Annotated in this window: 22 protein-coding genes; 10 read left to right on the forward strand and 12 right to left on the reverse strand. The window is 67.2% G+C overall.

From position 1 onward, the window contains the following. Window positions 1-53: 53 nt before the first annotated feature. Window positions 54-800 (forward strand): glutamine amidotransferase, encoded by a 747-nt coding sequence (locus ABD002_RS08080; protein WP_343789210.1) that lies wholly within the window; start codon window positions 54-56, stop codon window positions 798-800. A 33-nt stretch (window positions 801-833) separates the two neighbouring features. Here the strand turns inward: ABD002_RS08080 and ABD002_RS08085 are convergent, their stop codons facing one another. The 6 genes from ABD002_RS08085 to ABD002_RS08110 form a co-directional block, all read right to left on the reverse strand. Beyond that, window positions 834-1,049, reverse strand: a complete 216-nt coding sequence (locus ABD002_RS08085) for a hypothetical protein (protein WP_343789212.1) — start codon at window positions 1,047-1,049, stop codon at window positions 834-836. 125 nt (window positions 1,050-1,174) lie between these two features. Beyond that, entirely contained in the window at window positions 1,175-1,939 is a 765-nt protein-coding gene (gene tatC / locus ABD002_RS08090; protein WP_343789215.1) for a twin-arginine translocase subunit TatC, read from the reverse strand. After that, window positions 1,926-2,237 (reverse strand): Sec-independent protein translocase protein TatB, encoded by a 312-nt coding sequence (gene tatB, locus ABD002_RS08095; protein WP_343789218.1) that lies wholly within the window; start codon window positions 2,235-2,237, stop codon window positions 1,926-1,928. Before tatB ends, tatC begins: the two co-directional genes overlap by 14 nt. Window positions 2,238-2,300: 63 nt before the next feature. Next, window positions 2,301-2,528 (reverse strand): Sec-independent protein translocase subunit TatA, encoded by a 228-nt coding sequence (tatA, locus tag ABD002_RS08100; RefSeq protein ID WP_343789220.1) that lies wholly within the window; start codon window positions 2,526-2,528, stop codon window positions 2,301-2,303. 40 nt (window positions 2,529-2,568) lie between these two features. Next, window positions 2,569-3,249: a lipid-binding SYLF domain-containing protein gene (locus tag ABD002_RS08105; protein ID WP_343789223.1), complete on the reverse strand. Its 681-nt coding sequence runs from the start codon at window positions 3,247-3,249 to the stop codon at window positions 2,569-2,571. Window positions 3,250-3,330: 81 nt separating this feature from the next. Further along, the gene (locus tag ABD002_RS08110; protein ID WP_343789226.1) at window positions 3,331-4,263 is read right to left on the reverse strand and encodes a DUF6923 family protein; all 933 of its coding nucleotides are present in this window, start codon (window positions 4,261-4,263) and stop codon (window positions 3,331-3,333) included. Window positions 4,264-4,439: 176 nt separating this feature from the next. Here ABD002_RS08110 and hemH point away from each other — a divergent pair, with 176 nt between their 5' ends. Together hemH and ABD002_RS08120 are read left to right on the forward strand one after the other, a co-directional pair. Beyond that, window positions 4,440-5,549: a ferrochelatase gene (gene hemH / locus ABD002_RS08115; RefSeq protein ID WP_343789229.1), complete on the forward strand. Its 1,110-nt coding sequence runs from the start codon at window positions 4,440-4,442 to the stop codon at window positions 5,547-5,549. A gap of 170 nt (window positions 5,550-5,719) precedes the next feature. Further along, complete coding sequence (locus tag ABD002_RS08120) at window positions 5,720-6,580, forward strand: alpha/beta fold hydrolase (protein ID WP_343789232.1); 861 nt, start codon at window positions 5,720-5,722, stop codon at window positions 6,578-6,580. Window positions 6,581-6,676: 96 nt separating this feature from the next. Here ABD002_RS08120 and ABD002_RS08125 read toward each other — a convergent pair whose 3' ends face one another. The 3 genes from ABD002_RS08125 to ttcA form a co-directional block, all read right to left on the reverse strand. Continuing rightward, complete coding sequence (locus ABD002_RS08125; RefSeq protein WP_343789235.1) at window positions 6,677-7,441, reverse strand: M48 family metallopeptidase; 765 nt, start codon at window positions 7,439-7,441, stop codon at window positions 6,677-6,679. A 31-nt stretch (window positions 7,442-7,472) separates the two neighbouring features. Then, on the reverse strand, window positions 7,473-8,390 hold the full coding sequence (locus tag ABD002_RS08130) for a recombination-associated protein RdgC (RefSeq protein ID WP_343789238.1): 918 nt from the start codon (window positions 8,388-8,390) through the stop codon (window positions 7,473-7,475). 141 nt (window positions 8,391-8,531) lie between these two features. Then, complete coding sequence (ttcA, locus tag ABD002_RS08135) at window positions 8,532-9,392, reverse strand: tRNA 2-thiocytidine(32) synthetase TtcA (protein ID WP_343789241.1); 861 nt, start codon at window positions 9,390-9,392, stop codon at window positions 8,532-8,534. Window positions 9,393-9,623: 231 nt separating this feature from the next. Here ttcA and tkt point away from each other — a divergent pair, with 231 nt between their 5' ends. From tkt to ABD002_RS08155, 4 genes are all read left to right on the forward strand, one after another. Further along, window positions 9,624-11,642, forward strand: a complete 2,019-nt coding sequence (tkt, locus tag ABD002_RS08140) for a transketolase (protein ID WP_343789244.1) — start codon at window positions 9,624-9,626, stop codon at window positions 11,640-11,642. 14 nt (window positions 11,643-11,656) lie between these two features. Further along, window positions 11,657-11,830: an HAD family hydrolase gene (locus ABD002_RS08145; protein WP_343789247.1), complete on the forward strand. Its 174-nt coding sequence runs from the start codon at window positions 11,657-11,659 to the stop codon at window positions 11,828-11,830. 56 nt (window positions 11,831-11,886) lie between these two features. Continuing rightward, window positions 11,887-12,384 carry an HAD-IA family hydrolase gene (locus tag ABD002_RS08150; protein WP_343789250.1) on the forward strand — a complete coding sequence of 166 codons (498 nt, stop codon included), beginning with the start codon at window positions 11,887-11,889 and terminating at the stop codon, window positions 12,382-12,384. A gap of 127 nt (window positions 12,385-12,511) precedes the next feature. Further along, window positions 12,512-12,718, forward strand: coding sequence for a YdcH family protein (locus ABD002_RS08155; protein WP_343789253.1), 207 nt, complete (start codon window positions 12,512-12,514; stop codon window positions 12,716-12,718). A gap of 40 nt (window positions 12,719-12,758) precedes the next feature. On the opposite strand, the gene ABD002_RS08160 is transcribed toward ABD002_RS08155, so the two are convergent. Further along, window positions 12,759-13,643: a LysR substrate-binding domain-containing protein gene (locus tag ABD002_RS08160; protein ID WP_343789256.1), complete on the reverse strand. Its 885-nt coding sequence runs from the start codon at window positions 13,641-13,643 to the stop codon at window positions 12,759-12,761. Window positions 13,644-13,732: 89 nt separating this feature from the next. Between ABD002_RS08160 and ABD002_RS08165 the strand changes: the two genes are divergently transcribed. Together ABD002_RS08165 and ABD002_RS08170 are read left to right on the forward strand one after the other, a co-directional pair. Then, window positions 13,733-13,891 carry a hypothetical protein gene (locus ABD002_RS08165; RefSeq protein ID WP_343789259.1) on the forward strand — a complete coding sequence of 53 codons (159 nt, stop codon included), beginning with the start codon at window positions 13,733-13,735 and terminating at the stop codon, window positions 13,889-13,891. Between the two features lie 220 nt (window positions 13,892-14,111). Next, window positions 14,112-14,996, forward strand: a complete 885-nt coding sequence (locus tag ABD002_RS08170; RefSeq protein ID WP_343789262.1) for an MBL fold metallo-hydrolase — start codon at window positions 14,112-14,114, stop codon at window positions 14,994-14,996. Between the two features lie 81 nt (window positions 14,997-15,077). Here ABD002_RS08170 and ABD002_RS08175 read toward each other — a convergent pair whose 3' ends face one another. Beyond that, a complete protein-coding gene (locus ABD002_RS08175) occupies window positions 15,078-15,578 on the reverse strand; it encodes a DUF2782 domain-containing protein (RefSeq protein ID WP_343789265.1) in 501 nt (166 codons plus the stop codon). A gap of 322 nt (window positions 15,579-15,900) precedes the next feature. On the opposite strand from ABD002_RS08175, the gene polA reads away from it, so the two are divergent. Then, on the forward strand, window positions 15,901-18,678 hold the full coding sequence (gene polA / locus ABD002_RS08180; RefSeq protein WP_343789268.1) for a DNA polymerase I: 2,778 nt from the start codon (window positions 15,901-15,903) through the stop codon (window positions 18,676-18,678). A 327-nt stretch (window positions 18,679-19,005) separates the two neighbouring features. Here polA and ABD002_RS08185 read toward each other — a convergent pair whose 3' ends face one another. Next, entirely contained in the window at window positions 19,006-20,385 is a 1,380-nt protein-coding gene (locus ABD002_RS08185; protein ID WP_343789271.1) for an AMP-binding protein, read from the reverse strand. Between the last annotated feature and the right edge of the window lie 8 nt (window positions 20,386-20,393).

Consider the following 20,393-nt stretch of genomic DNA (forward strand, 5'->3'; position numbering starts at 1 on the left):
GCGGGAAGCGCTGAACCCTCCAGATTCTCTGCCGGCCATCCAGGAAACTCAGGATGAATGTTGCAGGCCATCGGAAATTTCTCATTGTGCAGACCGGCAGCACGTTGCCGGCGCTGCGCGCGCGCCGCGGCGATTTCCCGGACTGGTTCCGGCACGGGCTCGGCCTGCAGCGCAGGCACGTCGACGTGGTGCGCGTGCATGCCGGCGAGACCTTGCCGAAACCGGAAACGCATGTCGGCGTGATCGTCACGGGTTCGCCTGCGATGGTCAGCGAACGCCTGTCCTGGAGCGAGGAAACCGCCGCGTGGCTGCGCGGTGCGGTCGACGCGGGACTGCCCGTGCTCGGCGTCTGCTATGGCCACCAGTTGCTCGCGCACGCGCTCGGCGGGCGCGTCGACTACCATCCAGCCGGCCGCGAGGTCGGCACAGTCGGCATCGAGCGCACTCCGGATGGTGCGCAGGACGCTCTGCTCGGCATCGCGCCTGCGAAGTTCCTCGCCCACGCCTCGCACCAGCAGAGCGTGCTTGAGTTGCCACCAGGCGCGGTGACGCTGGCGCGCTCGGCACACGACCCGCATCACGCGATACGGTTCGCGCCGAAGGTCTGGGGTCTGCAATTCCATCCGGAATTCAGCGTCGAGATCATGCGCGGCTATCTGCGTGGGCGCTCGCACGCGGCGAATGGCGATTGCCCGGCCGACTGCTGCCTGCAGCGTGCCTATGCGCCGGCCCCTGCGGCGCGGCGGTTGCTGCGCCGCTTCCGGATGATCGCGGCGCAAGGGCTGGCGCGACGCGCGTGAATCCGCGTCGGAGTTCGCGCGGCGACCAGGCGCTCAGCCGGGCTTGCGTGCGCGGCTGGAGCGGCGGATCGCGGCCAGCGGATCGCCGAGCTTCAGCCCGGACAGATAGTCGCTGATCGCCTCGTTGGTCACGTCGTAGAGCGGTCGACCCATGACCGCGGCAGCCGCCTTCAGGCTGTCACGCACGCGTTTGGAGACGCGCAGGCTGGCATCGCGTGCGTCGTCGGTGTCCGTAGCCGGTTTTCTCATGGTGCTTCTCCCGCTAGGCACAGCACTTCTTGCCTCGTGGAGAAGTGTAACTGTGACGCGGGTCACATTGGATACGCCGCGCACCCCATCTATGTGACGATTTGTAAAGGGGGGCGATGAGCCGGCTAGCCGTCCGTCGACGACGAGGCCTTCGGTTCGGTGCGCGTCAGCGTGCGCGCGCCGAAGATGCCGACCTCGTAGAGCAGGCACATCGGCACCGCGAGCATGGTCTGCGAGAGCACATCCGGCGGCGTCAGCACCGCGGCGATCACGAACGAGCCGACGATCGCGTAGCGCCGGCTGCTGGCCAGCTGCTCGGTCGTGACCACGCCGAGCGCTACCAGGATCACCAATACGACCGGTACCTCGAAGCACAGCCCGAACGCGAGAAACAGCCCCAGCACGAAGCTGAGGTAGTGCCCGATATCCGGCATCACCGCGACGCCGGCGGGCGCGACGTGCGTCATGAACGTGAACACCGCCGGTAACACCAGGAAATACGCGAACGCACAGCCGATGTAGAACAGGATCACCGCGGAAACCAGGAGCGGCACCGCCAGCCGCTTTTCCTGTCTGTACAGGCCCGGCGCGACGAACGCCCAGAGCTGGTACAGCACGAACGGAATCGCGATGAGCACTGCGACGAAGAACGCGAGTTTGAGCGGGGTCAGGAACGGCGAGGCGACTTCGGTCGCGATCATCGTGCCGCCCTGCGGCAGATGCCTGATCAACGGCAGCGCGAGCCAGCCGTAAAGCTTGTTCGCAAAAAAGAGCAGCGGGAGCAATACCAGCAGCACCGCGGCGACCGCCTTGAGCAGGCGTTCGCGCAGTTCGACCAGGTGCGAGATGAACGACTGCTCGCCGTCGTCCGGGGACTCAGGTTCGCTCATCGGTCGGCGCAGGTTTGGGCGGGTTTGCGGCGCCGCGCGCGGCCGCGTCGATGTCGGCGGCGGCCGCATTCACCTCGCCGCGCAGGTCCGCGGCACGCTGCGTGTCATGGATGGTCTTCTTCAGATCCTCGGCGGCCAGTTCGCGCTCGATTTCGCTGCGCACATTCTGCCAACTGGCGCGCGCTCGGCGCACCAAGGCACCCGCCGTGCGCGCGACCCGTGGCAGGCGCTCCGGCCCGAGCACAAGCAGGGCCACGACCGCGATCAGCGCGATTTCGCTGAAGCCGATATCGAACATGCGTGTTTCCGGAAAACCTCAGGGAGCGCGGCGTTCGCCGCGCGCGATGACGCGGGGGCGCGTCTATTCGACGTGATCGGGCTTGCGCTCACCCGCTGTCGTCTGCGCTGCCGGCGGCGGATCGGCCTTCAATTGCGGCTGGCCATCAGCGTCGCCGTCCTGCATGCCCTTGCGGAAACTCTTGATTGCGGCGCCGACGTCCTCGCCGATGTTGCGCAGGCGCTTGGTACCGAACACGAGGGCGACAATCGCCAACACGATCAGCCAATGCCAGATGCTCAAACCGCCCATAAAATGCTCTCAGTACGAATTGCGGACGCCTAGCGTCACGTTACTTTGTAGTGTACTCCTCGAGACGGTCGCGGAAATCGACGACCGCGTTCGGCACGTTGCGGACGCCGCCGTCGAAGATGCGCCGCGCCGTGACGCCATCGCCATAGACGGCCTGGTTTGCGCTGTTGTCGATGGTGATTGCGGTGCCATCGAGCGCCGCGCCGGCGAACAGGCCGCGCGCGCGCGAGTACGAGTAGATCTCCGCCTTCAGCTGCGCATCGGTCGACGCCTGCGCGGAACGGCCGACCGGGCCCGCCGCGGCGGAGGCGTCCGCGCCCAGCGTGAACTTGCCGTGCACGATCGAATCGACGCCACGTTCGGTGCGGAACACCAGGATCACGTCGGTCGAGGAGACGCCGGCCTGGAAACCGATGCTGCCGCCGGTCAGGCCGACGAAACTCGGGTTCGACCAGGTGCCGTCGCGCGTCTTCACCGCGATCAGCCCTTCGCCATGCCGGCCGCCGACCACGAAGCCGGCCTTGATCACGTCCGGTATCACCGCGACCGCGTGCGCGTTCTGCAGCAGGTCCTTCGGGATCGCCTTGTCCGGCGCCTCCATGACCTCCTTGAGCACGCGCAGCGCGTTTTCGGCGCGCTTCTGTTCCGCCTCGCCGGCATGGGCCGGCAGTGTGGCGGTCGCAAACAGGGCCAGGATCAGGGTGAACACGGCGCGATGCATCGGCGTCTCCGGAAGGGATATCGGTCCCAAGTTAGCAGCCGGACCTGAGCCTGCGATGAAGCGCGCAGCGCACGTGAGCGCTCACGCGCGCAGTTGATTCCGACAGCTCCACAAACCCGTCGCCACAAGCAGCGCACCGAGCAAGGTCAATGCCCATGGTGATCCGACGGGCAATCCGGTCGGGTCGATCGCACTGCCGGTGCATTGTGCAGGCCCCACGGTAAAGCCCTTCATGCCGACCTGGCGCAGCGAATCCGGGCCGGTGATCGGACCGAGCACGGTGACGGCGCCGGTCGCGGGATTGATGGTGGCGAGGTCACTCCAGTCCGGAACGGGGTCGGAGTCGTGCTGGGGCGGCACATAGTTGATGACCGCCCAGAGCGTGCCGTCGGCGTCGAAGCTCATGGAAATCGAATTCACCCAGCGCGTCAGGCCGGGTCCGAAGCTGCCGATCAGGGTCGCCGCGCCGGTCGCCGGGTCGATCCGGTAAAGATTGTTGTCACCCTTGCCACCGGCGCCATAGAGCTTGCCGCCACGCGCGACGAGGCCGGTGATCGGGTGTCCGGTCGGGCCGACCAGGGTTGCCGCACCGGTGCCCTGATCGACGGTCCAGAGCTTGTTCGCGATCGAGGAGGACAAGTAGAGCTTGCCGTCGCAGGCGACGATCATGCTGAGGTCGAGCGCATCGTTGCGCGCCGGATCGCCCTGACCCGCGAGGCCCAGGCTGCCGAGCACATTCGCGCGACCGCTCGCCGGATCCACCTTCGACAGCAGTTTGAGCCCGCCCGCTACGGCGTACAGCGTGCCGTCGGCCGCGGTCGTCAGGCCGCTGACGTTGCCGATCCGGACGCCACCATACATGCCGGCAGCACCGATCGCGGTCGCCTGCCGGGTCACAAGGTCGATCTTGTAGAGCGTGTCGAACGCCTCTCCATAGGCGGTCGTCGCTGCATTCGCGGAGAATGAGGCGACGGCAAGCATCCCTGCTGCCAACAAGCAGGTCAGTGGGCGCATGGCGGCATGTTATCGTTATGGCAATCGTCTGCTCCGCGGTGGTCCGCGGTAGCGGCCCGAGTCTATCAGCAATTCCAAGCCCGTCAAAACCTTAGCCGCAGCGGCCTGCCGCATCGAACCGGGTCATGCGCTCCGGTCGCAGCACGCGCCTTTCGCCGGACCCAGCCCCTCTACCCATGCCGCGCTATTTCGGACAGCCCAAGCACCGCCACGGCAGCGAGCCGACAGCGGCGGTGCTCCTCGTCAACCTCGGTACGCCGGACGCGCCGACCAAGCGTGCGGTGCGGCGCTATCTGGCGCAGTTCCTGGCCGATCCGCGCATCGTCGAGCTGCCGCGCTGGCTGTGGCGGCTGGTCCTGCACGGCGTGATCCTGCGCATCCGGCCGGCGCACTCGGCTGCGCTGTACGCGAAGATCTGGACGCCGGAAGGCTCGCCGCTGCAGACCGGCACCGCCGCGTTGGCCGCGAAGCTGCAGGCCGCGCTGCGTGCGCAGCGACCAGGACCGATCCTGGTGCGCCATGCGATGCGCTACGGCAACCCCGGCATCGGGCCTGTGCTGCGCGAACTCGCCGCGAACGGCGCGCGCCGCGTGCTGGTCGTGCCGCTGTTTCCACAATATTCGGGAACGACCACGGCGTCCGTGTCCGATGCGGTCGGCGCCGAGTTCGCGACCTGGCGCTGGACGCCAGAACTGCGCTTCGTCACCGATTACCACGCCGAGGCGCGTTACATCGAAGCGCTCGCGCGCAGCGTCGAGGCACACTGGCAGCGGCACGGCCGTGCGCAGCGCCTGCTGCTGTCCTACCACGGCATCCCGGAGAAGTATTTCCGCGCCGGCGATCCGTACTTCTGCCAGTGCCAGGCGACCGCACGACGCCTGCGCGAGCGGCTCGACCTGAGCGAGGACGAGGTCATCGTCGCGTTCCAGTCGCGGGTCGGCCGTGCCGCGTGGCTGAAACCGTACACCGAAGCGACGCTGGACGCGCTGCCCGCTGAGGGCATCAAGCACGTGCAGGTGCTCTGCCCGGGTTTCCCGGTCGATTGCCTGGAAACGCTCGAGGAGATCGCGATCCGCAACCATGCGCGCTTCCTGCACGCCGGCGGTGAGCGCTTCGAATACATTCCAGCCTTGAACAGCGGCGACGATCACGTCGGCGCGCTGACCGAGCTGATCCTGCGTCAGGCCCAGGGCTGGCCCGAGTTCGATCCGGGCTGGGATGCGGCACGCACGTCGGCGCAGCAGAACGCCGCACGCTCACGCTACGAACGCCTGCGCGATGGATAAGCTCGCATTGTTCGCACAGCTTCTACTGCGGCCGCCGATCCACTCGGCCGGAGGCGCTCTGCTCCCTCAGGCCGGCTCGACGTACCGTCATGTACGCCTTCGTCGCCCTTCAGTCCGCCGAGCGCCCCCGGCCGGCGCCTCGACAGCCTCGCTACGGACCTGCGCAAACAATGCAAGCTATCGCTGAGGAACTCTCAATCGAGCTGCCGCAGGCGACGCTGGCGGCTAAGCGCTGGGGGGATCCGTCGCTGCCGCCGCTGCTCGCGCTGCACGGCTGGCTTGATAACGCCGGCAGTTTCGATTTCCTCGCGCCGCGGCTCGCGCGCGACTGGCAGGTCGTCGCGCTCGACCTGCGCGGCCACGGCCGCTCGTCGCATATCGCGACCGGCGCGTGGTACCACTACGTGGATTATTTCGACGAGCTGCGTGCTGTGCTCGACCACTTCGGCTGGGCGCGTGCGGACCTGCTCGGGCACTCGCTCGGCGGCACGCTGGCGAGCCTGTTCGCGGCGCTGTATCCGGAGCGCGTCGGCGACCTGCTGCTGATCGAGGCGCTGGGCCCATTGACCACGACGTTCGACGATGCCTTGCCGCAACTGCGGCGCGCGCTGGACCAGCATGCCGCGTTCGCGGCGCGGCGGCCGCTGCGCGTGTTTCCGGCACTTGATGAGGCCATCGGTGCGCGCGTGACCTCGAACGACCTCTCGGAACCCGCCGCGCGCGCGATCGTCGAACGCGGCGTCAACACGGTCGAAGGCGGTTTCGTCTGGTCCAGCGATCCGCGGCTCACGCTGGCGAGTCCGCAGCGCTATACCGAAGCGCAGGTGCTGGCGATGCTGGCCGGCATCCGCGCGCGCACCTTGCTGGTGCTCGCCGATCCGGCGACCAGCTACCTGCCGAGTGCGATGATGGACGCGCGCGCCGCACAGGTCGCCGACATCCGCGTGGTGCGGCTACCGGGTCATCATCATCTGCATATGGAAGAGGCGGCAGCGGTTGCGGACGCGATCAACGCGTTTCGCACACGTTGACCGCGACGTGGCTTGGCAGGAGCGGCTTCAGCCGCGATGCCTTTGGTCGAAAAGCATCGCGGCTGAAGCCGCTCTACAGAATCTACAAGGCTTCGCTCAATCCAGCGGCGCGTGGATCAGGCGCGTCAACTCCGCTTTCAGGGCCTGACCGTGGATGCGCAGCCAGTCGCGTTGTTCGCGCCAGTCCGGATACAGGCTCTCAACCAGCGCCCAGAAGCGCGGCGAGTGGCTGCGGATGCGCAGGTGACACAGTTCATGCACGACCACGTAGCGCAACGCGGCCGGCGGTGCGAGCGCGAGCGCGAGGTCGAGCGTGACGCGGTCGCGCGTGTCGAGGCTGCCCCACAGGCTCTTCAGCGGACGCAGTTTGATCGCGGTCGGCGCACGCCCGAGTTCCGGACAGTAGCGGGCGAGATAGCGGCTGACGTCGCGACGGATCTGCGCTTCGAGGAACGAGCGCAGCAGCGCGCGTGCGGCCGGCAGCGTCGACTTGCCGTGCGGACGCGGCAAGGTCAGCACGAGACGGTCATCGAGCTGTTCGATCTGCGGATACGCGCCGTCGCGCCACGACAGGCGCGTGGTCTCGCCGCGCAGCGGCATCACGGTCGCCGCGCCGGGCTTCAGCGGCGGCGGCGCGGAACCGAGGTTGAGCTCGTCGAGCTTGCGTTCGAGCCACTCGCCGTGTTTGCGCAGGAATGCGAACACCTGCGCCGGATGCGTGCCTTCGGGATAGGTGACGCGTGCACCACCGGGCGTCACGGTCAGGCGCAGCCGGCGCGCCCGCGGGTGGCTCTTGCGCAGCACCTTGATCGTGTCGCCCGCCGTAGTGGCCAGTTCAAGGTAGTTGTTCGCAAGATCCACTTCTTCTTCTCCAGCCGACCCGCCGATGGCGCTAGTCGCGCTCGCCCGGACGGGGCAATCCAAACCATTTTTCCAGGTACCCGAACAGGTTCGTGAGTTCGAGCGTCATCAACGCAAAGCTGGCATCCAGTTCGGCGCGTGCCGATTCCGCGGTGCCCTCGCCAAGCTGGTCGAGAACCACATCCAGGAACTTGAGCTTGCGCACGACGAGGTCCTCGCCGAGCACGAAGCTGATGCGTTCGTCGAACACGAGGCCAAGCTGAAACACCTGCTTGCCTGACTTCAGATGCTCCCTGACTTCGTCCGATTCAAGGTCCTGGCGGCGGCAGCGGACCACCGCGCCGGCCTCGGCCGGATCGCGCAGTTCGCATTCTTCGCCGAGGACCAATCCTTCCGGCAGCTTGCCACCAATCAACCAGTCCGTCATCAGCGCCCGGGGGGATTCCTCGGGGGCCATCGGGGTGGCCGGAAAGCGGCCCAGCGCCTCACGAATCTGGCTGACCGCGTCCTCAGCCGCCTTGCGGCTGGCGCTGTCGACGACGAACCAACCGTTGTCCGCGTCCAGATAAGCAGAGAGTCGTGACGGGCGTATGAAGGCGCGCGGCAGGAGTTCTGAAATCACCTCTTCTTTCAAGCGCTTGCGTTCTTTTGCGCCGATCCGGCGGCCTTCCTTCTCGGCGATCTTCGCGAGCCGGTCGGACAGTTCCTCGTTGACGACGACGGACGGCAGCAGGCGCTCCTCGGCGCCAATCGTGACCAGGCTGAATGCACCAATCTGGTGCAACAGCTCCTCGCTGTCGCGGCCGAAGGGCGACACGAAGCCGCGCGTCGCGAGCTCCAGCGGGCCGCACTCGCGCAGGCGCTGCGAATCGAGTTCCTTTTCGAGTTTCTTGAGGGATTTGCTGGTGCTTTCGGGGAAACGGAACAGGCTGAGGTTGCGAAAGAACATGGTTTTGAGGGCCGAGGGCTGAGGGCGTGAGCCAGGGAATATTTGTCGTCGTTCCGGCGCAGGCCGGAACCCAGTGCCTTCAGCGAAGTGCGAAAGATGCTGGGTCCCGGCCTGCGCCGGGACGACGGAGGGTGGGGGTTGTCAGGCCGAATCGTGCTCGCGACCCGCGAGCCACGCCTGCGCATCCGTGCGCGGCAAATCGTCGCGCGCACCGAGCCCGGCGAAATCGAACAGGTCGGTGTCGGCCAGATGCGAGGGCTCGACCTTGCCGAGCGCGCGGAAGATCGTCTCGATGCGGCCCGGGAACTTCTTCTCCCACTCGGCCAGCATCGCCTTGATCGCCTTGCGCTGCAGGTTCTCCTGCGAGCCGCACAGATTGCACGGCATGATCGGGAATGCGCACTGCTCCGCGTACTCGGCGATGTCGCTCTCGGCGCAGTACGCGAGCGGGCGGATCAGGATGTTGCGGCCGTCGTCCGAACGCAGCTTGGCCGGCATTGCCTTCAGCGTGCCCTGGTGGAACAGGTTCAGGAACAGCGTCTCGACGATGTCGTCACGGTGGTGGCCGAGCGCGATCTTGGTGAAGCCATTCTCGGCCGCGAACGTGTACAGCGAACCGCGGCGCAGCCGCGAGCACAGGCTGCACATCGTTTTGCCTTCCGGGATCACGCGCTTGACGACGCTGTAGGTGTCCTGCTCGAGGATATGAAACGGTACGCCGAGCGCACGCAGGTACGTCGGCAGCACGTCGGGATCGTAGCCCGGCTGCTTCTGGTCAAGATGCACCGCGGCCAGCTCGAAGCGCACCGGCGCCTTCGCTTGCAGCTTCAGCAGGATGTCCAGCAGGGTGTAGGAATCCTTGCCGCCGGACAGGCAGACCATCACGCGATCGCCGTCCTCGATCATGTTGAAGTCCGCGATCGCCTGACCGACTTGATGGCGCAGGCGCTTGGCCAGCTTGCCGGCTTCGTATGCGTGCTTGCGGGCGAGGATCGCGTTCATCAGCCGCGCATTGTAGTCGTCGCGGTCTCAAGTTCCGAGATCCGCACGCCTGCAAACGGCGGCCCTTCACTTTCGCCGCCGCCGCCGATACGGCAAAATTCGCCATTCTTTCCGCGCCGACATTCGCCGTCCGGCGCGCCGGGACGGAACCCGAGCATCCCCTTCACGCCGTTCGTCTGCCGCGTTCCCGAACGCTCGCGGCAAGGCATTGCATATCTTGGAGCGCGTCGCATGAGCAGTATCCCTTCCGTCATTCCGGCCAGCGTCGACACGGCCCGCATGGCCAACGCGATCCGTTTCCTTTCCGCCGACGCGGTCGAGAAGGCGAAATCCGGCCATCCCGGCATGCCGATGGGCATGGCCGAGATCGCGGTTGCGTTGTGGACGCGCCATCTCAAGCACAACCCGACGAACCCGCACTGGGCCGACCGCGACCGCTTCGTGCTGTCGAACGGTCATGGCTCGATGCTGCAGTACGCGTTGCTGCACCTCGCCGGTTACGACCTGTCGATCGACGAGCTGAAGAACTTCCGCCAGCTGCACTCGAAGACACCGGGCCATCCCGAAGTCGGCGTCACGCCGGGCGTCGAGACCACGACCGGCCCGCTCGGCCAGGGCCTCGCCAATGCGGTCGGCCTCGCGCTCGCCGAGAAACTGCTCGCTGCGGAATTCAACAAGCCCGGCCATGCGGTCGTCGACCACCACACCTACGTGTTCCTCGGCGACGGCTGCCTGATGGAAGGCATCTCGCACGAGGCCTGCGCGCTGGCTGGCACCTGGCAGCTTGGCAAGCTGATCGCGCTGTACGACGACAACGGCATCTCGATCGACGGCGAAGTGCAGGGCTGGTTCACCGATGACACCGCCGCGCGCTTCCGCGCCTACGGTTGGCAAGTGATCGGCCCGATCGACGGCCACGATGTCGACGCGGTCGATCGCGCGATCGCCGAGGCGAAGAAGGACACCGCGCAACCGAGCTTCATCCTCTGCCGCACCGTGATCGGCAAGGGTGCGCCAAGCCGCGCCGGCACCGCGAAGGCGCACGGAGAAGCGCTCGGCGCCGACGAGCTCGCGGCAACGCGCAAGGCGCTGGACTGGCCGTACGCGCCGTTCGAGATTCCGGACGACATCTACGCCGAGTGGGACGCGCGCGCCGAAGGCGTCGCGCTCGAAGCCGAGTGGAAGCGCCGCTTCGAGGCCTACCGTTCGGCGGAACCGGCTGCAGCCGCAGAACTGCTGCGCCGCCTCGCCGGCGACTTGCCGGCGAACTTCGCCGACGTCGCCGCGAAACTGGTTGCTGAAGCGAACGCGAAGGCCGAGACCGTCGCCTCGCGCAAGGCCAGCCAGTACGCGATCGAGGCGTTCGCACCGGCCGTGCCGGAGATGATCGGTGGCTCGGCCGATCTCACGCACTCCAATCTGACCTTGTGGAAAGGTGCGCCTTTGCTCAGCGGCGCCGGCACCGGCCGCCACATCAGCTACGGCGTGCGCGAGTTCGGGATGGCCGCGATCATGAATGGCCTTGCACTGCACGGTGGCTTCATCCCGTTCGGCGGCACCTTCCTGACCTTCAGCGACTACAGCCGCAACGCGCTGCGCATGGCCGCGTTGATGAACCTGCGCGTGATCCACGTGTTCACGCACGATTCGATCGGCCTTGGCGAGGACGGCCCTACGCACCAGTCGGTTGAGCATGTGTCTTCCTTGCGCCTGATTCCGAACCTCGAAGTCTGGCGCCCTTGCGACACGGTCGAGACCGCGGTCGCGTGGAAGCTCGCGCTGGAACGCAAGACCGCACCGACCGCGCTCGCGCTGTCACGCCAGAACCTGCCGTTCGTGCCGCGCAGCGACGCGCAGATCGCCGCGATCGAACGCGGCGGCTACGTGCTGGCCGAGTCCGAAGGCGGCGCACCGCAGCGCATCCTGATCGCGACCGGCTCGGAGATCGGTCTCGCACTCGCCGCGCAAACGATCCTCGCCGGCGAAGGCATCCGCACGCGCGTGGTGTCGATGCCGTCGACCGAAACCTTCGATCGCCAGGACCCGGCGTATCGCGAGCAAGTGCTGCCGACCGAGGTGCCGAAGATTGCGATCGAGGCTGGCGCGACCGCACTGTGGTGGAAATACGTGCGCGGAAACGGCAACGTGATCGGCATCGACCGCTTCGGCGAATCCGCGCCGGCGCCGAAGGTGTTCGAGTTCCTCGGACTCACCACGGAGAAGATCGTCGACGTCGCGCGCCGCGGCTGACGAGACGCGAGGCGGTGCGCGTCGCCGCGATCCTCTGCGACCTCGACGGTACCTTGCTGCACACGGTGCCGGACATCGCGGTCGCGGTGAATGCGGTGCTGCGCGGACTGGATCGCGCGCCGATCGCCGAACGTGTCGTCGCGGACTACGTCGGCCGGGGAGTCGACGTGCTGCTGCGCCGCGCGTGACGGCCGCGTCGATGCCGACGTGTTGCAGCGTGCGCGTGCGCTGTTCGACGTCGCCTATGCCGAGGTCAACGGCCGCCACGCGACGATGCTATCCCGGTGTCATCGAAGGCCTCGCTGCGTTCAAGGCGCTGGGCCTGCGTCTCGCCTGCGTGACCAACAAGCCGCAGCGTGCGGCCGAGAGTGTGCTCGCGCAATTCGGCCTGGCGCGCGATTTCGGATGCGTGATCGGCGGCGATGCCTTGCCGCAACGCAAGCCGCGACCGGAGCCGCTGTGGCGTGCCGCCGAACTTCTCGGCGTCACGTCGGATACGTGCATCACGCTCGGCGATTCCGCGAACGACGCCAATGCAGCGCGTGCGGCCGGTATGCCGGTCGTGCTAGTCGACTACGGCTACACGGAAGGCCGCCCGATCAGCGAGATCGACTGCGACGCAGCGATCTCGAGCTTCACCGAGCTTGCGGATGCGCTGACAGCGCCGACGTCCGACCTGCGCTTCGCCTTCCTCCGGCGTGCACGCGTATCGCCATCGGACAGGGCGGGCGGCGTAGTCTGACGTCTGCTCGTACCGAAGCATCGAAATACAAGCTTCACGATCCAGTGGCCGTTCGCGCCGAGGTATCGAAGCGCGCAACCCACCCGCGCCGTGACGGCGCTACACTGCGCACATCGCGAGTGCCGCCATGTTCGCCGACGATCCCGCCACCATCGTGCGCAGACTCACCGAGCTCAAGCTCGAACATCGTGACCTCGACGCCGCGATCGCGCGACTGCCGAGCGGCCCCGGCTGCGACGAGCTGCAATTGACGCGCATGAAGAAGCGCAAACTGCGCCTCAAGGACATGATCGCGTACCTCGAGAACAAGCTGATTCCGGATCTCGACGCCTGAATTGTGCCTGGCGTGCTGCCGAGAGAACGCTCACGCGTGGTCAGTGCTGGGTCGCAGCGACGAGGCGCTCAGCCAGACGCCGAACGGTCGAACGGGTCTCTCCGCTGCGAGTGACGATGTAGTGCTTGTCGGGGTTGGCGAATTCCGGACCCGCGATGCGGACCAGATGCCCCGATTCGAGGGCCGGGGCAGCCAGCGGCCAGCGTGCCAGTGCGACGCCGATACCTGAGTCGGCGGCAGCCAGGACGAGATCGTAATCCTCGAAACGCCGCTCACCGCCGCGTGGGCGATAAGCAATTCCCGCGTGTTGACACCAGAGTCGCCATTGTCGGGTGTCGGTGTCGTGCAGCAGCGTCTGATCGAGGACCGCGGTCGCGTCGCGTCCGTGCAGGGCCTGCGCGATCTTCGGCGTTGCCACCGCAAACAATCGCTCGTCCAGCAGCGGGAGAGCGTCGACGCCGGGCCAGCTGCCACGTCCGTACCGAATCGCAAGGTCGGCTTCGCCCGCATCGAAACTGGCGATGCGATGCTCCGGCAACACCCGGATCGCCAGATCCATTGGCTCGCCCTGCAGTTCGGCGAGCCGGGGCATCAGCCAGAGTCGCGCGAACGAGGGCAGGACGCTCAAGCGCAGGCTGGCCGTCTGCCGCGCGGCGCGAAGATCGACGGCGAGTTCGGTGATCCGGGACAACGCGAGTTCGACCTGACGGGCGAAGTGTTCTCCGGTCGGTGTCAGACGTACGCCGCGGCCATGGCGCTCGAAGATCGACGCGCCCAGCCAGGACTCCACTGCATGCACGCGCCGGCTCACCGAGCCGTGCGTGATGCCGAGCTCCACGGCCGCCGCCGAGAACGAACCCAGACGCGCCGCCGAAATCATCGCGGCAAGTGCATCGAGTGGCGGCAGTCCGATCGTGCTGTGCATGGTGCGCACATTTCCTTACTCAACGCCGGCATATGTCAAGCATTGATGGCGCGATAGAGTCCTGACGAGACAGTTCCCTGGAGATAAACATGAAGACCGCGCTGGCATTCGATCAACACGACATGGCGACGAGATGGGTCGATGACGTACCTGCCGTTGAAGTCGGACCCGGCTGCTTCCGGCGCGACTTGCCGAGCGACGACGGCGTGCGCGTCTGGGTGGTCGACATGCGGGCCGGCGCCGAGTGACCATACGTGGATGTTCACGGTCCGCTGGGCGAGGACATGTTCGTCGTGAGCGGCGAGTTGATCGAAGGCGACAAGCGCCTCGGACCGGGACACCACGTCCGATTCGGTCCTCGCAGCAGCCATCGCCCACGCACCGAGGTCGGCGTTCGCCTGTTCGGATTCAATCTGCTTCGTTGAGCGCAGCGCACTCGACTACTTCACCCATCAGCGAGCAGCAACCATGTCATTGATCAAGAACGAGCCCGTCATGAAGGACATTCCGGCGATGCGCGGGCGCAGGGATTTCCTGCGCTCCGCGACGGCCATGCTGGCCGCCGCAAAGCTGGGGTTTCCACGGAATGCGATCGCGGAAGACCCCGCCCCGCTCTCATTGCGCGCTCAGCGGCTTGCCTGGGCAGGCGTTCGGCTGCAACTCGAAACGGGAACCCTGTTTCTCGATCCGCTCACCAACAGGAATGTCTGGGGCACGGCACTGAAGGATCCGCTGATCCCGGTGACGGATGCGACCGGTGATCGGTTCGTCGTCGTCACGCACCGTCATCCGGATCACTGCGATCCGGACACCATCCGACAAGCGCTGGGAGACGACGGAACCCTCGCCTACGCTGCGAACGCGGGCGTGCCGAACGTTCCTGGCGTGAAGATGCGCGCCGGCGCGCTGTACGAGCCGCTGTTGCTCGGCGACTTCACCGCGACGGCCGTGCCAGCGGTGGATGGATACGGCGATCCACAGGTGTCGTGGATCATCAATGCGGGCGGCAAGCGCATCATCCACTGCGGCGATACGCTGTGGCACGGATCGTGGTGGCATATCGGCCGCCAGTATGGCCCGTTCGATGCGGCTTTCCTGCCGATCAACGGCGCGCGCTTCAGCTGGCGCAAACCGGTCAGTGATGTCGCTGCGGTGATGACGGCGGAGCAGGCGGTGGCGGCGGCGGTCGTGATCGGCGCGCGACTCATCGTGCCCATTCACTACGGCGTGGTCGGCGCCGAGGGATACAGCGAGGACCCGCATGCGGAGGAAGAGCTCCAGACCTTCGCACGCAAGCGTCACGTGGCCGTGGAAATCCTGAAGCCGGGCGCCTGGCTCTCGTGGCGCACGTGAAAGCCGGCCCTTAAAAGTAAGTCACAAGCAGGCCGACCTGCGATGACCGTCAGATGGGCAACTGGCCAGGAGCCCGAGCGTTCACTTCCACTCGTACAGTGTGTAGTAGACGGGCGAGATCGGCCCCGCGTTCGGGTCGCGCACGAGTCGACCGCTGCCGTCATTGTCCATGAAGGTCTGGGCCGGACCGTTCCGCGGCACGATCTTGATCATCCAGACGTGGCCGTGCTCGCGGTATTCCTCGACGGTGTCGCTGCCCTGCTTGCGCGTGGTGACTTCGCTGGCCGCGATGCGCTGCGCGGTCGCGGAAGCGTCGCGCGAGGCCTTGTCGCGAATCAAGCGCGCATCCGGCTTCGGCAACGGCGCGAGCGGGTCCTCTTCCGTCGCGTTTTCGGTGGCGGCGGGCGCGGAATCCTTGGCCGCACTCGTCGCCGGCGTGCTCACGCCGGGGTCGTTGAGGCCGGGCGGGCGCGGCACGTCGGCCTTCGTCGATTTCGGAGCGGCTGCCGCAACGGTCGCGGCGAAGCCGGCCATGCAGGCCAGCAGGATGGCAGTGAACAGCAAGCGGATGGTCGGCTTCATGACAGACTCCTTCGGCTCGAAGAGCCTAGCAGACCTGCGGCGAATTTCATCGGCGCGATGCATCGGTGACGCCGGAACGCGCGCAGGCGTTGCAGGCCCGTGCCCATCGATCGACATGCGAGCTGATCGCGTCGCTTCCAAGCGATCACCGCCGCGCACGTGCACTGCGTTCAGGTGCGGTATCAGCCGGCGCGGGCGATACCGGTGGCGAGACGACGCGTGTTCGCGAACGGCTGCGACGCGCGCACGTCATGAACGCATCGGCGTTGCAAACGCCACGGGTCCGCGCCAAGCTGCGGGCCCATTGCCGCCCCACCTCGCCATGTCGTCATCCCGCACGCGCCTCGTCCTGATCGACGGCTCCTCGTACCTGTACCGCGCATTCCACGCACTGCCGCCGCTCACGAACGCCGCCGGCGAGCCGACCGGCGCGCTGTTCGGCGTGGTCAACATGCTGCGGGCCACGCTGAAGGCCAAGCCCAACTATGCGGCGTTCGTGCAGGACGCGCCCGGACCCACCTTCCGCGACGATCTGTACGCCGAGTACAAAGCCAACCGGCAAGCGATGCCGGACGACCTCGTCGCGCAGGTCGAGCCGATGCTCGCGATCGTCGCCGCGCTCGGTTTTCCGATCCTTCGCGTCGACGGCGTCGAGGCCGACGACGTGATCGGCACGCTGGCGACCCGCGCGGCCGCCGATGGCATCGACGTGACCATCTCCACCGGCGACAAGGATTTCGCGCAGCTGGTGCGCCCCGGCATCACGCTGGTCAACACGATGACCAATTCGACCATCGACGAGGCCGGCGTGGTCGAGAAGTTCGGTGTGCGGGCGGACCAGATCGTCGACTACCTCGCGCTGATGGGCGACAGCGTCGACAACATCCCCGGTGTCGAGAAATGTGGCCCGAAGACGGCGGCGAAGTGGCTGGCCGAATACGGCAGCCTCGATGGCGTGATCGCGAGCGCGGACCAGATCGGCGGCAAGATTGGCGAGAACCTGCGCAAGGCGCTGCCGCAGCTGCCGTTGTCGCGGCAGTTGGCGACGATCAAGACCGATGTCGAGCTCGATCGCGGGCCGGCCGACCTGAAGCTGCTGGAGCGCCATGCCGAGCAGCTTCGCAAGTTGTACCGACGCTATGAGTTCAATGCCGCGTTGAAGGAACTCGATGCCGGCGGCGCGCCCGCCGCACCGGATCTGCCCGCAGCCGAACTGCCGGTGCACCGCGAGTTCGGCGTGCGCGGCATCTCCGCACCGCCGGCGGTCACGACCGATCCCGCACTGACCGGCGCGGGCCACTACGAACTGGTGACGACGCAGGAACGGCTGGATGCGTGGCTGGAGAGGCTGCGTGCGGCGGAACTGGTCGCGTTCGACACCGAAACCGACTCGCTCGACCCGATGCAGGCCGCGGTCATCGGCGTATCGATTGCGGTCACGCCGCGCGAGGCCGCCTACATCCCGCTCGGCCACGACTACCCCGGAGCGCCCACGCAACTCGATCGCGCGCAGGTGCTGGCGCAGCTGAAACCGCTGCTTGAGGATGCGCGCAAGGCGAAGCTCGGCCAGCATGCGAAGTACGACATCAACGTGCTGTCGAATTATGGCATCGCCGTGCGCGGCGTCGCCCACGACACCATGCTCGAGTCGTATGTGCTCAATTCCACCGCGTCGCGGCACGACATGGATACGCTGGCGAAGCGCCATCTCGGCTACGAAACGATCCCGTACGAGCAGGTCGCCGGCAAGGGCGCGAAGCAGATCCCGTTCTCGCAGGTCGACCTCGACACCGCGTGCCGCTACGCGGCCGAGGACGCCGATATCACGCTGCGCCTGCATCGCGCGCTGTGGCCGAAGCTCGAGGCGGAACCGGGTCTGCGCTCGGTGTACGAGTCGATCGAGATGCCGCTGGTGCCGGTGCTCGCACGCATGGAGCAGCGCGGCGTGCTGATCGACACCGCGGCGTTGAAGAAGCAGAGCCACGAACTGGCCAAACGCATGCACGAGCTGACCGCGCAGGCGCATGCGCTGGCCGGGCGCAGCTTCAGCATCGACTCGACCAAGCAGCTCGGCGCAATCCTGTTCGACGAACTGAAGCTCCCGGTTGTCGTGAAGACGCCAGGCGGCCAGCCGTCGACGAACGAGGATGCGCTCGAGGCGATCGCGGACCAGCACGAGCTGCCGCGCCTGATCCTCGAGTACCGCGGCCTTGCCAAGCTGCGCTCGACCTACACCGAGAAACTCGCCGACAACGTGAACCCGCGCACCGGACGCGTGCACACGAGCTACAACCAGGCGACCGCCGCGACGGGACGCCTGTCATCGGTCGATCCGAACCTGCAGAACATCCCGATCCGCACCGAGGAAGGCCGGCGCATCCGCCAGGCCTTCGTCGCGCCGGACGGCTGGCGCATCGTCGCTGCCGACTATTCGCAGATCGAGCTGCGCATCATGGCGCACCTGTCCGGTGACGCCGGCCTGCTGGCCGCGTTCCACGGCAACCAGGACGTACACCGCGCGACCGCGGCCGAGGTGTTCGGCCTGCCGCTGGACCAGGTCGACGCGAACCAGCGCCGCGCCGCCAAGGCGATCAACTTCGGCCTGATGTACGGCATGAGCGCGTTCGGCCTTGCGCGCCAGCTCGGCGTCGGCCGCGGCGAGGCGCAGGATTACATGGCGCGCTATTTCGCGCGCTATCCCGGCGTGCGCGAGTTCATGGAGCGCGTGCGCGAGCAGGCGCATCGCGACGGCTACGTCGAAACCGTGTTCGGGCGGCGCCTCTATCTCGACTACATCCACTCGCGCAACGCCGCACAACGCGCCGGCGCAGAACGCGCCGCGATCAACGCGCCGATGCAGGGCACCGCGGCTGACATCATCAAGCGCGCGATGATCGCGATCGACGGCTGGCTCGTCGACCGCGAGGATTCGGCGCGCATGCTGATGCAGGTCCACGACGAACTGGTGTTCGAGGTGCATGAGACCCAAGTCGATGCGATCAGCGCCGGCGTGCGCGAACGCATGGCCGCGGCGGCCGAGCTCGCGGTGCCGCTGGTCGTCGACGTCGGCGTGGGCGCGAACTGGGACGAGGCGCACTAGGCGATCCGCGCAACCGTGCCGCGCGCATGAACGGTCGCTAAACGCCCCCGTATGGACTCTGGAAACTTTTGGGCTGTATGCCCATCTATGTTTCCGGGCGCACGCAACGGCGCCCTGGTTCACTCACCTCCCTGAGTGCAACCCGCGAAGGCCGGTCCCTCCCCAGACCGGTTTTCCCGCCCCGAGGGCTCCCCCTGGCCCTCGGGGCATTTTATTTTGCGATCCGTCCGGGATCGCTGCGCTCCCGGCGCGATATGAGGTCGTGGCGTCCATCGTCTTCGGATGATCCACCAGCGGCCATCCATGGCTGCACTCAAAACGGCATTCCTATGTGCCGGACTCCGAGCCCAAGGCAGCCAGCAGCGCCGCGCGCGGCAGCTTGCCGGTTTCGTTGCGCGGCAGTGCGTCCAGCCGGCGCAATGGCCGCGGCAGGAACGCCGGATCGATCGCCTCGCGCAGGCCGTTCAGCAATTCCGCCTCGGACCGCTCCGGCGCGACGACCAGCGCGGCGATGCGCCGTACACCCATGCTGTCCGCCTCGTCGAGCTGCAGCACGACCGCGTCGTGCACGCCGGGCAGCGCCAGCACGCGGCGGGTCAGGTCGGCGAGCGAGGCGCGCTTGCCGGCGATCTCGACCAGATCGGCATTGCGGCCGCGCAGGCGGAAGCGATGCCCGGGCAGCACCTCCACGACATCCTGCAGGATCACCGGCTGGCTGAAATACGGCGCTTCGACCACCGTCCCGTCCGGCTGCGGTCGCAAGGTCACGCCGGGATACAGCCGCCAATCCGGTTCGTGGGCGCTGCGACGTTGCGCGATCACGCAGGTCTCGGTGGAGCCGAACATTTCCAGCACCGTCGCGCCGTAACGCGCCTCGGCCTGCGCAGCGAGTTCCGGCGGCAGCGGTGCGGTTGCCGAGGTGATCACGCCGAGTGTCGGCAGCGGCGTCGGGTCGCTGAGCAGCGCGCGCAGATGCACCGGCGTGGTGACCAGCACGCGCGGCTCGGGCACCTCGGCCAGCGCAGCCGCCACGTCGGCAGGAAACAACGGCCGTCCGCCGTGCACCGCGAACGGGCCAAGCAGCGGCAGCAGGACCGACAGCTCGATGCCGTACATGTGTTGCGGCGGCACCGTTGCGACCACATGCGCGATCGCGCCGGGAGCGAGGTTCAGTACATCGGTGAGCGCAGCGACGTTGCGTTGCGTGCTGGCATGGAACGCCTGCCAGCTCTTCGGGTTCGGCTTCGGCTGGCCGGTGCTGCCCGAGGTGAAGCCGATTGCGACGACAGCGTCGGCCGCGAGCGCTGGCACGGCCACGGCGCCGCCGCGCGCTGCTGGAAGCGGCGGCATGCACAGGCTGCGCGCCGGTGCCGGCGTCAGCTCCGCCTCGCCGAGCGCGTAGCTGCCCGGATACGCGGCCAGTGTTTCCTCGACCGCTTGCGACGCGCGCGAGGGCGGCAGCAGATTGGTCTGGCCACGGCACGCGATCGCGCAGAACGCGACCAGGAACGCGTAGCGGTCCTCGCAGAGATTGATGGCCGCGCGCGCAGCAGGAAGTTCCGCCGCGACCGTGGCGACGTCGGCAAGGAATCCGGTGACGTCGACCGCGCGCGCGCCATGCCAAGCGAAGATGCGACCGCCCTCGGCATGCTTGACCAGCGGCAGCGCACGCGACTCCGGTGTGGCGCTTTCCAGTACAGCCGACATCCTGTTCC

The sequence above is a fragment of the Dokdonella soli genome (assembly GCF_039523175.1).
GTDB lineage: Bacteria > Pseudomonadota > Gammaproteobacteria > Xanthomonadales > Rhodanobacteraceae > Dokdonella_A > Dokdonella_A soli.